Here is a 13878-nt window from a genome sequence, read left to right on the forward strand (position 1 = left end):
TGAGGTAATTCGGTTTATGCCGCTTTCGCGGCGATCTCGGCTTCCGGACGTTTCAGGAACGCATAGGCCAGCCCCGCCACCAGCGTACCGGCGACAATCGCCAGCAGGTATCCCAACACCGGGCTGATAGCGCCAGGGATCAGCAGCACAAACAGGCCGCCGTGCGGCGCCATCAGCTTCGCGCCGACGGCCATGGAGATCGCGCCGGTCAGCGCACCGCCAACGATACAGCACGGCAGAACGCGCATGGGATCACGCGCGGCGAACGGAATCGCCCCTTCGGTGATAAAGCACAGGCCGAGCACCAGCGCCGCTTTGCCGCCTTCCTGCTGCGCTTTATCAAACTTACGACGCGCAACCAGCGTAGCCAGACCCAGCGCCAGCGGTGGCACCATGCCTGCCGCCATTATCGCTGCCATTGGCGCGTAGGTTTGCGTACTGAGCAGACCCACGCCGAACGCGTATGCCGCTTTGTTGACCGGCCCCCCCATATCGGTACACATCATCCCGCCGAGGATCGCGCCCAACAGTACTGCGTTCGCGGTGCCCATGGTTTGCAGCCAGTGGGTCAGACCTTCCAGGATACCGGCTACGGGTTTGCCGATGAGGTAAATCATCGCCAGGCCCACCACCAGGCTGGAGATCAACGGAATAATCAGGATCGGCTTCAGCGCTTCCATACTCTGCGGCAGTTTCAGCCGGGTGCTGATCCCCTTCGCCACATACCCGGCAAGGAAACCGGCGATAATCCCGCCGATAAAGCCAGAACCGGTGCTGACAGCCAGCATACCGCCGATAAGGCCCGGCGTCAGACCCGGACGGTCAGCAATCGAGAAGGCAATATAGCCCGCCAGAACCGGCACCATCAGCGCGAACGCCGAGCCGCCGCCAATCTGCATCAGCGCCGCCGCCAGCGTGCCTTCTACTTTGAACGCTTCTATACCAAAGGCAAAGGAGAGCGCGATACACAGCCCGCCAGCCACCACCATCGGCAACATATAGGAAACGCCCGTCAGCAGATGACGGTAAGCGCCAGCACTCTCTTTCTTCCCTTCCGCCGCCGCAGACTGCGTTTTGGCCGTTGGTTGATACGGCGTCGCTTCCGCTACCGCTTTGTCCAGCTCCTGCGCCGTTTTCTTCAGGGCCAGCCCGGTAGAAGTACGGTACATCGGCTTACCGGCAAACTTCGCCAGATCCACTTCGATATCTGCCGCAACAATCACCAGATCCGCTTCAGCCACTTCTTCCGGCGTGATGGCATTGCCTGCGCCAACCGAACCGCGGGTTTCGACCTTCACCCACCAGCCGCGTTTTTTCGCTTCGGTTTCAATCGCTTCTGCCGCCATAAAAGTATGAGCGACGCCCGTCGGACAGGCGGTGACCGCCACCACGCGCTTCGGCCCGCTGGTTGCAGGCGCCACCGTCGTTGCGGTTGGCGCGCTATAGGGTTTTGCGTGACCTTTCGCTTCGCTCAGGAACAGTTCAGGATGCGCCACCGCCCGGGCAATGTCGCCCAGCCAGACTTTTTTGCCGTTCAGCGCGCTGTCTTCCGGGATACGATCGCCCAGGACGATAGCCAGCTCAGCATCGTTTGGGTTATCGATAATCTCCAGATGTGCTTTTTGTGCCGCCGCGCCAAGCAAGGTTTTCGCCATATACGCGCGAGCCTGCCCGAGGTTAGCGTCAATAATCAGCAGCGTTTTCATTATGCCTCTCCTGCTGTCAGTTAAACGGTTGTAAGTCGACGCGCGCCATCATTGCGGCCAACTGAGGACGATCGGTAATGCCGACATTGCTTTGGCTAACCGCCAGCGCGGCGACAGCGGTCGCCAGGCGCAGCGTATGCTCGCTGGATTCGCGCATCAGCAGGCCATAGATCAGGCCGCCAACCATCGAATCGCCTGCGCCCACGGTGCTCACAACGTCCACCGAAGGCGGTCTGGCGATCCATTCGCCCGACGCGTTCACCCACAGGGCGCCTTCTTCCCCGAGGGAGATCACCACGTGTGCGATGCCCTGCTCACGCAGGGCGTGGGCGGCTTCGATCACATCTTTCATCTCTGGCAGCTTGCGACCTGCCCAGATCTCCAGTTCGCGACGGTTCGGTTTAACCAGCCACGGCGCCGCTTTCAGGCCCGCGACCAGCGCTTCACGACTACTATCAAAGATAATGCACGGACACTGGCTGCGCAGGCGGGTCATCCAGTCGGTAAAGGCTTCCGGGCTAACGCCGGCCGGCAGGCTTCCGCTGACGCAAACCATATCGAACTGACCGAGCCAGCTCAGGGAATCGTTAACAAAACGCTCCCAGTCGGCAGGGGTCACGTCGAAACCAGAGAAGTTAAAGTCGGTGACTTCGCCATCTTTTTCCGTCAGCTTGACGTTGATACGGGTACGCCCTTGCACCACCTGAAAACGGTTAGCAATGCCCAGTTCGCTGAACAACTGCTGAAAACCGTCCTGGTTGTCTTTGCCGAGGAAACCGCCTACGGTGACGTCAATGCCCAGGTCTTTCAGCACCTTGGCGACATTGATGCCCTTGCCCGCCGCGTGCAGGCCGGTCGTTTTCACCAGATTGACTTCGCCGCGCTCAATTTCAGGGCAGAAGCCCACCAGATCATAAGCCGGGTTAAGAGTGATTGTGGCAACGCGTCTGCTCATTACGCGCCCTCCCCAAGACCGGCAGCGATAGCATCGCCTATCGCCTTCAGCGCCTGTTCAGCATCTGTCCCCTGCGCGGTAAAGCGCAGACGGTGTCCTTTTTTCACGCCCAGCGCTACCACTTTCATTAAACTGCGTCCATTAGCCGGTTTGCCGGTTCCATCAAGATTTGCCACGGTAATTTCACTGCTAAATTGTTTAATCGTATTGACCAGCATGGTCCCCGGACGGGCATGCAGCCCGTGTTCGTTGCGCACGACAAACTCTGCGCTCAGCAGATCCTCAGTCAATGCCTCATCGCTGGTCAGCAAGGCCAGCACTGTCGCCGCATCCGCGTTCAGCAGTCGGTCAGCTTTATTGTCGAGCAGCAGATCGCCCAGACGCTTCAGCACGGACACCGGCTGATCGTCAGCCATCGCAACGGTGACCAGCAGCGACGCTTTTTCGCCGCCAACATCGAAGGCCTTCGCCGCACGGCTGACAGCAACGGCGCTACGCAGGTTGCCTTCCGCGCTGTCGCTCAGCCAGACGCCTTGTCCCAGGTTCATCGGCAGTTCGTTGATGGTTTTGGCGACAAACGCCGCGTCCACGGCGCCCGCTTCTTTCAGCCGCGCTGCGTTCAGCGCCTGGAGCGTAACCAGAGATTGGGCCGCCACATCAAGCGACAGCGTGTCGTTGTCCAGCTTCAGTTGTTCGCTCTGTTTTTCTCCCATCAGCAGCGCGCGCAGTTCCTCTGCGGTGGTGGCGGATTTCAGCTGTTCAGCAACGGAATCATCACTAAGGACATGCGTCAGCTGACGCAGCAGTCCGAGGTGTTCGTCGGAGCTGGCGGCGATACCAATTGCCACATAGGCAACCTGACCTTCCCCCCAGGTGACGCCCTGCGGAAACTGAAAAACCTGTACGCCGGTTTTCAGCACCTGGTCACGCGTGTCGGTCGTGCCATGAGGAATAGCGATCCCGTTGCCGAGAAAGGTAGACGTCTGTTGCTCTCGCGCGAGCATGCCGTCAACATAGCCTTCCGCCACGTTGCCCGCCTGTACTAACGCGGCGGCAACCTGACGGATGGCCTCTTGTTTATCTCCGGCCTGTTCGCCCGGATGAATGTCCTGAACGGATAACTGGAACATGGTTCTCCTCTCCTGCTGAATTGAAACGATTCAGCTTGCATGAGAAAAAAGGCGCTAACGGGCTTCGTTGAGTGAAACACGACAGCGCTGAAACGTTTCAAGAAGTCTTGCGCTTTCTGCTTCAGCACGCAAGAAAAGTTGTATTTTTGATCGCAAAATTTAGATGTAATGCACATTTTTCCGCCATCGCTTTTGCCTTGCTGAAGCAAATCGGGCCGCGTTTCGTTTAAAGTTCAGCAGCGTCAGCACCCGCTTTGCATAATGAAATGCCATTTTGATTTTTCGTGTCGAATTTGATTCAGGCACCTGTTTATTTTCTGACAAGCGGCGTAAACTCCGCGTCTCGTCACCTCATTGATACTGAAACATGCATAACAGTCCCGCTGCCGCCGCGCCAAAAACGTTTGACCTGACGTCTACGGCCTTCCTTATTGTCGCCTTTCTTACCGGCATTGCCGGCGCGCTTCAGACCCCGACGCTGAGCCTTTTTCTCACCGATGAAGTGCATGCGCGACCGGGTATGGTCGGCTTCTTTTTTACCGGCAGCGCCGTGATCGGCATACTGGTAAGCCAGTTTCTGGCGGGACGTTCAGATAAAAAGGGCGATCGTAAAACGCTGATTGTTTTTTGCTGCGCGCTGGGGATGCTGGCCTGCGTGTTATTCGCCTGGAACCGCAACTACTTTGTTCTGCTGTTTATCGGGGTGTTCCTGAGCAGCTTTGGCTCGACAGCCAACCCGCAGATGTTTGCGCTGGCCCGCGAGCACGCCGACCGTACCGGGCGGGAAGCCGTAATGTTCAGCTCGATCCTACGCGCCCAGGTATCGCTGGCCTGGGTGATTGGTCCGCCGCTGGCCTATGCGCTGGCGATGGGCTTCAGCTTTACGGTAATGTACCTGAGCGCCGCAGTGGCGTTTGTGGTCTGCGGCGCGATGGTGTGGTTCTTTTTGCCCTCTATGCGTAAAGAGACCACGCTGGCGACCGGCGCGCTGGAAGCGCCGCGCCGCAACCGTCGCGATACCCTGCTGCTTTTCGCGATCTGTACGTTGATGTGGGGAACTAACAGCCTGTATATCATTAATATGCCGCTGTTTATTATCAACGAGTTACATCTTCCGGAGAAGCTGGCTGGCGTGATGATGGGAACCGCTGCCGGGCTGGAAATCCCAACCATGCTGATTGCGGGCTACTTCGCGAAACGTCTGGGTAAACGGCTGCTAATGTGCATCGCCGTCGCGGCGGGCCTCTGCTTTTATGCGGGAATGTTGGTCGCCCACTCCCCGGCGGTGTTGTTGGGTCTGCAATTGCTGAACGCTATCTATATCGGCATTCTTGGCGGTATCGGCATGCTCTATTTTCAGGATCTGATGCCGGGCCAGGCGGGTTCCGCCACCACCTTATATACCAACACCATTCGCGTGGGCTGGATCATCGCCGGTTCTCTGGCGGGCATTGCCGCGGAGATCTGGAATTACCACGCGGTGTTCTGGTTTGCGCTGGTGATGATTATTGCCACCATGGCCTGTCTGGCACGAATCAAAGATGTTTAAGGCGCGGTCATCGCTTCCAGTTCGATGAGGTACGTCATCGCCTGTTCGCGGCTGCGTCCGCACATTTCGGCGTCCGGTTGCAGTCCGGCACAAACTTTAGGACGCTGCGGCGAACCAAAAATTTTGCAGCGCAGGCGCGCGTCCAACTGGACGCACGGCGTATTGGCGGGCTTGCCATTGGGCATGCCGGGGATGGGGCTGGAAATCGAGGGGGCGGTGCAACACGCCCCGCAATCCGGACGGCATTCCATAACGGGCTCTCTTTTTTTGACGTCCGGACAGTACCACCTTTTGTATACCAGTAAAAGTGCGAATTCCGCTTGCCTGAAAGCCCCGGCGCGAGTAGTTTGACGCGATAATTTAGCTAATCTCCACAACAGGATCTTTTCGATGCCAAGAGCGAACGAAATCAAAAAAGGTATGGTACTGAACTACAACGGCAAGTTGCTGATTGTGAAAGATATCGATATTCAGTCTCCTACCGCCCGCGGCGCGGCGACGCTGTATAAAATGCGTTTCTCCGACGTCCGTACCGGTCTGAAAGTTGAAGAGCGCTTTAAGGGCGATGATATCGTTGATACCGTGACCCTGAACCGCCGTGGCGTCGATTTCTCTTATATCGACGGCAATGAATATGTCTTCATGGATAAAGAAGACTATACGCCTTATACCTTTACCCAGGATCAAATCGAAGAGGAATTGCAGTTTATTCCTGAAGGCGGCATGCCGGACATGCAGGTCCTGCTCTGGGACGGACAACTGTTGGCGCTTGAATTGCCGCAGACAGTGGATCTGGAGATCGTGGAAACCGCGCCAGGGATTAAAGGCGCCTCTGCCAGCGCACGTAACAAACCTGCGACCCTGAGTACCGGTCTGGTGATTCTGGTACCGGAATACCTGAGCGCCGGAGAGAAAATCCGCATTCATATCGAAGAACGTCGCTATATGGGACGCGCGGATTAACAGAAGAGGTAGCCGGATGGCGGTGTAAACCTTTTATCCGGCCAGTGCTCTCTTCGCTGTAGGCCTGATGAGCGCAGCGCCATCAGGCCTCTTTACGTCAATAACGCGTCATTACAGCAGATCGCGGAACTGAGTCTGTTTCAACGCCAGCTCAACGCCGCGCACTTCCGCCAGCCCTTTCAGACGGCCAATCGCCGAGTACCCTGGATTGGTTTTCTTATGCAGATCGTCCAGCATCTGATGCCCATGATCGGGACGCATTGGAATGGGGCGGAGATCTCCCGCCTGTTTACGACGCTGCTCTTCACGCAAAATAGCCGTCACCACGGCAACCATGTCGACATCGCCCTGCAGGTGCGCGCCTTCGTGGAAGGTTTTCGGATTGTCTTCACGGCAGGTGGAGCGCAGATGCGTAAAGTGAATACGATCGCCAAAGGTTTCGATCATTTTCACCAGGTCGTTGTCCGCGCGCACGCCGTAAGATCCTGTACACATGGTGAAGCCGTTGTGAATGCTGTCCACCGTCTCCTTCAGCCATTGCATGTCCTCAATGGTCGAGACGATGCGCGGCAAACCGAGGATCGGGCGCGGCGGATCGTCCGGATGAACGGCAAGACGGACGCCCACTTCTTCAGCCACCGGCACAATCGCGCGCAGAAATACGGCCATATTCTCACGCAAATCGTCTTTGCTGATGCCGTCATACTCCGCCAGGCGCGCGCGGAACTGATCGAGAGTATAACCCTCCTCCGCGCCCGGCAGGCCGGCGATAATATTACGGGTCAGCTTTTCGATATCCGCCGCGCTCATGGCGTTGAAATACGCCTGCGCCTGACGCTGTTCTTCATCGGTATAATCCGCTTCAGCACCTGCACGCTTCAGAATGTGCAGCTCAAAAGCGGCAAAGGCGATCTGATCAAAACGCAGCGCTTTTGAACCGTCCGGCAGCGTGTATTCCAGATCGGTACGCGTCCAGTCGAGGATCGGCATAAAGTTGTAGCAGACGGTATCGATACCGCAGGTAGCCAGATTGCGGATGCTCTGCTGGTAGTTAGCAATCCAGGTCTGATACTGACCGGAACGGGTTTTGATATCTTCATGCACCGGAATGCTTTCGACCACGGACCAGGTAAGCCCTTTCTCCGCCAGAACCGCCTGACGCTTTTTGATCTCTTCGACCGGCCACACTTCACCGTTTGGAATGTGGTGCAATGCCGTCACAACGCCCGTTGCGCCCGCCTGACGCACATCATCAAGCGATACCGGATCGTTTGGTCCGTACCAACGCCAGGTTTGTTCCATTGTTCACCTCACAAGTTGTTATACCAAAATAGGGTCATTGAATGACGACTACCATACAGGCTTCTCATCCCCGATCAATCAGGGCCGCATCATTGATTGATCCAGCTCACATTCCCTGGAATAATTCGGCTTACCAATTCAATTTGTTGTCATATAACTTTACACTGAGCGTGTTAATTTATCGTTAATCAGGTGTATAAAAAATGACTACTATTGCCTCAGCCATCCTGCCCGATAGCGTCCGGACGCCGCAGTATGACCGCAGCCGACTCGCCTCGCGTATCGTCCATTTCGGTTTCGGCGCGTTTCATCGCGCCCATCAGGCGCTACTTACCGACCGGGTACTGAATGCGCAAGGCGGCGACTGGGGCATTTGTGAGATCAGCTTGTTCAGCGGCGACAGGCTGATGAGTCAGCTCCGCGCTCAGGATCATTTATATACCGTGCTGGAGAAAGGCGCGAACGGCAACCAGGCGATCGTTATCGGCGCTGTCCATGAATGTCTGAACGCAAAGCTCGACTCGCTGACCGCGATTATTGAAAAATTTTGCGAGCCGCAGGTGGCGATTGTCTCGCTGACTATCACTGAGAAAGGCTACTGCATTGACCCCGCTACCGGCACGCTCGATCTGACCCATCCGCGTATTCGGCACGACATTGACTCACCGGGTGAGCCGCATTCCGCGCCGGGCATTCTGGTCGAAGCGTTGTCCCGCCGTCGTGAGCGGGGGCTACTCCCTTTTACCGTACTGTCCTGCGATAACATTCCTGACAACGGTCATGTGGTAAAAAACGCGGTGCTGGGAATGGCCGAAAAGCGCGATCCGGCGCTGGCAATGTGGATCCGCGAGCATGTCAGCTTTCCCGGGACGATGGTTGACCGGATTGTCCCCGCCGCCACAGACGAAACGCTGGATGAAATCTCCCGGGCGCTGGGCGTTGCCGACCCGTGCGGCATCAGCTGCGAGCCGTTTATCCAGTGGGTCATTGAAGATCGCTTCGTCGCCGGGCGCCCGGCATGGGAAACCGCGGGCGTTCAGTTGGTCACCGATGTCCGGCCCTGGGAAGAGATGAAGCTGCGAATGTTGAACGGCAGCCACTCATTCCTCGCGTATCTGGGTTACCTGTCCGGATTTCAGCATATCAGCGAATGTATGCAGGACGAGGCCTTCCGTGAAGCCGCGTATCAACTGATGATGCGCGAACAGGCGCCCACGCTGAGCATTACCGATGTCGATCTGCAGCGCTATGCCGGAAGCCTGATCGCCCGTTTCGCCAATCCGGCGCTGAAGCACAAAACCTGGCAAATCGCGATGGACGGCAGTCAAAAACTGCCGCAACGCATGCTGGCGGGGGTTCGAATTCACCTTGAACGCGGCAGCGCATGGCCGCTGCTGGCGCTGGGCATCGCGGGTTGGATGCGCTATGTGTGCGGCGTTGACGACGCGGGCGCGCCAATTGACGTTCGCGATCCGCTGAGCGACAAAATTCGTCTGCTCGTCGCCAACGTGGGTGAAAACGAGAAGGTGGCAAACCTGCTCACTTTACAGGAAGTTTTTGGTAGCGATCTGCCGAAAAACCCTGCTTTTGTGCAGGCTATTGAAACAGCCTGGCAGCATCTTGCCCGGCACGGCGCGCATCAGGCGGTCATCAGTACGTTAAAAATTTAACAATTTCTGCCATTAAGGCGAACGAATGCCGCGTTCGTTCGCCCCGCCCTTCTCTTTTCCGCTTTTTTTCGCCAGGATTAATGCAAATCGTTACGGCATATCGTTCTGGAGCAGGCGTGACCAAAACTAACCTCATCACTGGTTTTCTGGGAAGCGGAAAAACCACCTCCATCCTTCATCTGTTAGCACACAAAGATCCCGCAGAAAAATGGGCGGTGCTGGTTAATGAGTTCGGCGAGGTCGGTATCGACGGCGCGCTACTCGCCGACAGCGGCGCATTGCTGAAAGAAATTCCCGGCGGCTGCATGTGTTGCGTTAACGGCTTACCGATGCAGGTTGGCCTGAATACCCTGTTGCGTCAGGGAAAGCCGGATCGTCTGCTGATTGAACCAACGGGGCTGGGTCATCCAAAACAGATCCTCGACCTGCTTACCGCGCCGGTATACGAGCCGTGGATCGACTTACGCGCCACCTTATGTCTTCTCGACCCACGCCTCCTACTGGATGAAAAAACCGTTGCCAATGAGAATTTCCGCGACCAGTTGGCCGCAGCGGATATCGTGGTGGCGAATAAAAGCGATCGTGCAAGCGCAGAGAGCACGCGCGCGCTGGACGCCTGGTGGCGGCAAAATGGCGACAATCGCCAGCTCGTTCACGCCGAACACGGACAAATTGACGCTCAGTTGCTGGATTTACCCCGCCTTAACCTGAAAGCGCTCCCCGCCAGCGAAGCGCACTCGCACAGCCATCCGGAAAAAAGAGGGCTCGCGGCGCTGAGTCTGCCCGCCCAGCAGCGGTGGCGACGCAGCCTCAACAGTGGACAGGGGCACCAGGCCTGCGGCTGGATTTTCGATGCCGATACCGTTTTCGACACCATTGGCCTGCTGGAATGGGCGCGGCTGGCGCCGGTTGGACGGGTGAAAGGGGTGATGCGCATCCCGGAAGGGCTGGTGCGTATTAATCGCCAGGGTGACGATCTGCATATTGAAACGCAAAACGTTGCCCCGCCGGATAGCCGCATTGAGCTGATTTCCAGTCGTGATGCCGACTGGAATGCGCTGCAGTCCGCATTGTTGAAGCTTCGTTTAGCTGACCACGGGTAAGGTTGTCTGCCGCCAATAAACAGCGAAAAGATGTCACTATGAAAACCCGGTTGTCCCTGATACTTCTGCTGAACGCGGCAGGCCTGGCCTTATTCATGAGCTGGTATCTTCCTGCTCAGCACGGAATCTGGTCCACCGCCGATTCCAGCATTTTCCACTTCTTTAATCAGAAGCTGGTAGAAAGCCGCGCATTTCTGTGGCTGGTCGCGCTCACCAATAACCGCGCGTTTGACGGCTGTTCGCTGCTGGCGATGGGCTGTCTGATGCTCAGTTTTTGGCTGAAAGAGACCCCTGCGGGTCGCCGTCGCATCGTCATGACAGGTCTGGTGATGCTGCTTACCGCCGTGGTTCTCAATCAATTGGGCCAGGCGCTGCTGCCCGTCAAACGCGCCAGCCCAACGCTCAGCTTTGAACACATTTATCGCGTCAGCGAGCTGCTGCATATTCCGACGAAAGATGCATCGCGCGACAGTTTTCCTGGCGATCACGGCATGATGCTGCTTATTTTCGCCGCCTTTATGCTGCGCTATTTCGGCAAAACCGCTGGCGCGATCGGCCTGGTTATTGCGCTGGTTTTTGCTTTTCCGCGCGTGATGATTGGCGCCCACTGGCTGACTGATATCGTCGTTGGATCATTGACCGTGGTGTTGATTGGGCTGCCCTGGTGCCTGATGACACCATTAAGCGATCGGCTGATTGGACTTTTCGACCATTATCTTCCCGGTCAAAACAAACAAGTTTTAAACAAATAAATTAAAGTGATTAACATCATCAGGGGGTTTGCTTATCCCTCTGCTGATGTGCAAGGTAAATTTATCTTTATTATTGTCATTTTCCTGTCACACTATTCCTGTTATGAATGAGTAAGTTGCGTATATTTCCCTCTTTTTGTACTTAATTTAACCAATCCCGTTTATTCACTTTCCCTATCACAATTTCTTATAAAAATTCAGATAAAATCGCTCGCAAAGCCTGTTGCATTACGGTAACCTCGGACTCGTTTTGCCTCGCCAGGGAATTATTCTTGCCGCGAATAAATTTGTGCGTTCTGCCACACTTTTGTGCTTAAAGAATTGTCTCATTGTGCGCTGGTAATTAGTCTCGTCACGTTTGGCATTTTTTATAACGATATTTATCGTTAAGGACTTCAAGGGAAAACACACAAAATGGTCAAATCTCAACCGTTCTTGAGATATATCTTGCGCGGGATCCCCGCGGTAGCAGTAGCGGTACTGCTTTCGGCATGTAGTACGCCATCCAACACCGCAAAGAATGTGCATTCTGAGACGCTTGGTGTGAGTCAGGAGACTTCTTCACTGCAAGCTTCTCAGGATGAATTTGAGAGTATGGTGCGTAACCTCGATGTAAAATCGCGGATTATGGATCAGTATGCCGACTGGAAAGGCGTGCGTTATCGTCTCGGCGGCACCTCCAAGAAAGGCATTGATTGTTCCAGTTTTGTACAGCGTACATTCCGGGAACAGTTTGGTTTAGAGCTTCCACGCTCCACCTACGAACAGCAGGAAACCGGTAAATCGGTGTCACGCAGCAATCTGCGTACCGGCGATCTGGTTCTGTTTCGCGCAGGATCAACAGGTCGTCATGTGGGGATCTACATTGGTAATAACCAGTTTGTCCATGCATCCACCAGCAGCGGCGTCATCATCTCCAGCATGAACGAGCCGTACTGGAAAAAGCGCTACAACGAAGCGCGTCGGGTTCTTACCCGCAGTTAATCGTGAGGTTGCTATCCCTTGGCTATCCTGACGAGACTCCGGAATACATTGCAGGCACCGCTTCGGCGGTGCTTTTTTTTGCCCTGTCCCCCGCCCGTATTGGGGAAAAATATGTCTCGCCGAAGCAATCCAGGCTATAGTCTTGTAATTACGTCATTTTCGCCATCAGCGGCAACCGTAAGGTCAAACCCGGTATCATGTTCACTCGCGTCTTAACGTCTGGTCGAAAAATCATCTTGACCTGTCTGGTTACCGGGGTCATCGTTGCCCTGTTTATCAGCAGCCTGCAATTTCTGATGGCGTGGCATAAACGAGAAGTAAAATACGACACCTTAATTTCCGACATTCAGCATTATCTGGACAGCTATTTTGCTGACCTGAAAACCACGTCTGATGTCCTTCAGCCGTTCACCCTGAACACCTGCGAGCAGGTGGGCTCAGAGCTGACCTCCCGCGCCGCGTTTAGTCTGAACGTACGTGCATTTCTTCTGGTGAAGGAAAAAAAAGCCTTTTGCTCCTCGGCGACCGGCGCGATGGATACGCTGCTGAACGAACTGGTGCCCGCAATTGATATCAGCAAAGACATTGATATGGCGCTTCTGCCGGGCACGCCCATGATGCCCAATAAACCGGCCATGGCGATCTGGTATCGTAATCCTTTGTTGGTTAACAGCGGCGTATTCACCTCACTGAATATCAATCTCACCCCTTACCTGCTCTATACCGCAAGACAGGAGGAATTTGACGGTGTGGCGATTATCGTCGGCAACAACGCGCTTTCCACCTTTTCCGACCATTTGCTGACCCTTAACGAGCTGGGCGATAACCCGATACGTGAAGCCAAAATCGACGGTGTGCCGATGACGATTCGTCTGTACGCAACCAACTGGACCTGGCCGGAATTGTGGTATGCCCTGCTGCTTGGCGGCATGGGCGGCAGCATCGCCGGTTTGCTCTGTTATTACATTCTGTCTCTGCGCCTGCGCCCCGGCAGGGAGATCCTGATTGGCATTAAACGCGATCAGTTCTACGTGGTGTATCAACCGGTGGTCGATACGCAAACCCTGCGCGTGACCGGCCTCGAAGTACTGCTCCGCTGGAAGCATCCAACCGCCGGGGAGATCCCCCCCGATGCGTTTATCAATTACGCTGAAGCGCAGCAGATGATCGTGCCGCTGACGCAGCATCTGTTCAGGCTGATCGCACGCGACGCGCCTGCCTTACAAGCCGTTTTGCCCGTGGGGGCGAAATTTGGCATCAATATCGCGCCAGACCATCTGCACAGCAGCAGTTTTAAAGACGATGTGCGCCAGCTGGCTGCCGCGATGCCGCCAAATCATTTTCAGTTGGTGCTTGAAATTACCGAACGCGACATGCTCCAGCAGCACGAAGCCGCGCAATTGTTTGAATGGCTGCACAACGCAGGCTTTGAAATCGCAATCGACGACTTTGGTACCGGACACAGCGCGCTTATTTATCTGGAGCGTTACACCCTGGATTATCTGAAGATCGATCGCGGCTTTATTCACGCGATCGGTATGGAAACGGTCACTTCACCGGTGCTTGACGCCGTGCTCACCCTTGCGAAGCGCCTTAATATGATGACAGTGGCCGAAGGCGTGGAAACGCCCGAGCAGGCGAAATGGCTGCGAGACAGAGGCGTTCGCTTCCTCCAGGGCTACTGGATCAGCCGACCGCTGCCGCTCGACGATTTTGTGCGCTGGGTGTCAGAGCCCCCTACGCTGAAGAGGTAATACGCAAACT

General features: G+C 55.7%; 12 protein-coding genes. 7 read left to right on the forward strand and 5 right to left on the reverse strand.

Features of this window, described 5'->3' with window-relative positions; genetic code table 11:
• Positions 1 to 14: 14 nt before the first annotated feature.
• The 3 genes from fruA to fruB are packed head-to-tail and all read right to left on the reverse strand — an operon-like array spanning position 15 to position 3791.
• The gene (gene fruA, locus OOJ60_RS18735; RefSeq protein ID WP_060569324.1) at positions 15 to 1706 is read right to left on the reverse strand and encodes a PTS fructose transporter subunit IIBC; all 1692 of its coding nucleotides are present in this window, start codon (positions 1704 to 1706) and stop codon (positions 15 to 17) included.
• A gap of 16 nt (positions 1707 to 1722) precedes the next feature.
• Positions 1723 to 2661, reverse strand: coding sequence for a 1-phosphofructokinase (gene fruK / locus OOJ60_RS18740; RefSeq protein WP_042284532.1), 939 nt, complete (start codon positions 2659 to 2661; stop codon positions 1723 to 1725).
• Positions 2661 to 3791, reverse strand: a complete 1131-nt coding sequence (gene fruB, locus OOJ60_RS18745) for a fused PTS fructose transporter subunit IIA/HPr protein (protein ID WP_060569325.1) — start codon at positions 3789 to 3791, stop codon at positions 2661 to 2663. Before fruB ends, fruK begins: the two co-directional genes overlap by 1 nt.
• 367 nt (positions 3792 to 4158) lie before the next feature.
• Here fruB and setB point away from each other — a divergent pair, with 367 nt between their 5' ends.
• On the forward strand, positions 4159 to 5340 hold the full coding sequence (gene setB / locus OOJ60_RS18750) for a sugar efflux transporter SetB (protein ID WP_042284537.1): 1182 nt from the start codon (positions 4159 to 4161) through the stop codon (positions 5338 to 5340).
• Here setB and OOJ60_RS18755 read toward each other — a convergent pair.
• Entirely contained in the window at positions 5337 to 5591 is a 255-nt protein-coding gene (locus OOJ60_RS18755) for a YkgJ family cysteine cluster protein (protein ID WP_042284539.1), read from the reverse strand. The two genes, setB and OOJ60_RS18755, sit on opposite strands and share 4 nt — an antisense overlap.
• A 139-nt stretch (positions 5592 to 5730) precedes the next feature.
• On the opposite strand from OOJ60_RS18755, the gene yeiP reads away from it, so the two are divergent.
• A complete protein-coding gene (gene yeiP, locus OOJ60_RS18760) occupies positions 5731 to 6303 on the forward strand; it encodes an elongation factor P-like protein YeiP (protein ID WP_042284542.1) in 573 nt (190 codons plus the stop codon).
• A gap of 111 nt (positions 6304 to 6414) precedes the next feature.
• On the opposite strand, the gene uxuA is transcribed toward yeiP, so the two are convergent.
• Entirely contained in the window at positions 6415 to 7605 is a 1191-nt protein-coding gene (gene uxuA, locus OOJ60_RS18765; protein ID WP_042284545.1) for a mannonate dehydratase, read from the reverse strand.
• A 203-nt stretch (positions 7606 to 7808) separates the two neighbouring features.
• On the opposite strand from uxuA, the gene OOJ60_RS18770 reads away from it, so the two are divergent.
• The 5 genes from OOJ60_RS18770 to OOJ60_RS18790 all read left to right on the forward strand — a co-directional run bounded on the left by OOJ60_RS18770 (position 7809) and on the right by OOJ60_RS18790 (position 13868).
• Complete coding sequence (locus OOJ60_RS18770) at positions 7809 to 9275, forward strand: mannitol dehydrogenase family protein (RefSeq protein ID WP_199956685.1); 1467 nt, start codon at positions 7809 to 7811, stop codon at positions 9273 to 9275.
• A gap of 116 nt (positions 9276 to 9391) precedes the next feature.
• Entirely contained in the window at positions 9392 to 10378 is a 987-nt protein-coding gene (locus tag OOJ60_RS18775) for a CobW family GTP-binding protein (protein ID WP_205613037.1), read from the forward strand.
• 38 nt (positions 10379 to 10416) lie between these two features.
• A complete protein-coding gene (locus OOJ60_RS18780) occupies positions 10417 to 11130 on the forward strand; it encodes a phosphatase PAP2 family protein (protein ID WP_205613038.1) in 714 nt (237 codons plus the stop codon).
• 414 nt (positions 11131 to 11544) lie between these two features.
• A complete protein-coding gene (gene mepS / locus OOJ60_RS18785) occupies positions 11545 to 12114 on the forward strand; it encodes a bifunctional murein DD-endopeptidase/murein LD-carboxypeptidase (protein ID WP_042284555.1) in 570 nt (189 codons plus the stop codon).
• Positions 12115 to 12311: 197 nt separating this feature from the next.
• Entirely contained in the window at positions 12312 to 13868 is a 1557-nt protein-coding gene (locus OOJ60_RS18790; RefSeq protein WP_042284559.1) for a cyclic di-GMP phosphodiesterase, read from the forward strand.
• The last annotated feature ends 10 nt before the right edge of the window (positions 13869 to 13878 follow it).

Source organism: Citrobacter sp. R4, from assembly GCF_026719175.1.
Lineage (GTDB): Bacteria > Pseudomonadota > Gammaproteobacteria > Enterobacterales > Enterobacteriaceae > Citrobacter_A > Citrobacter_A sedlakii.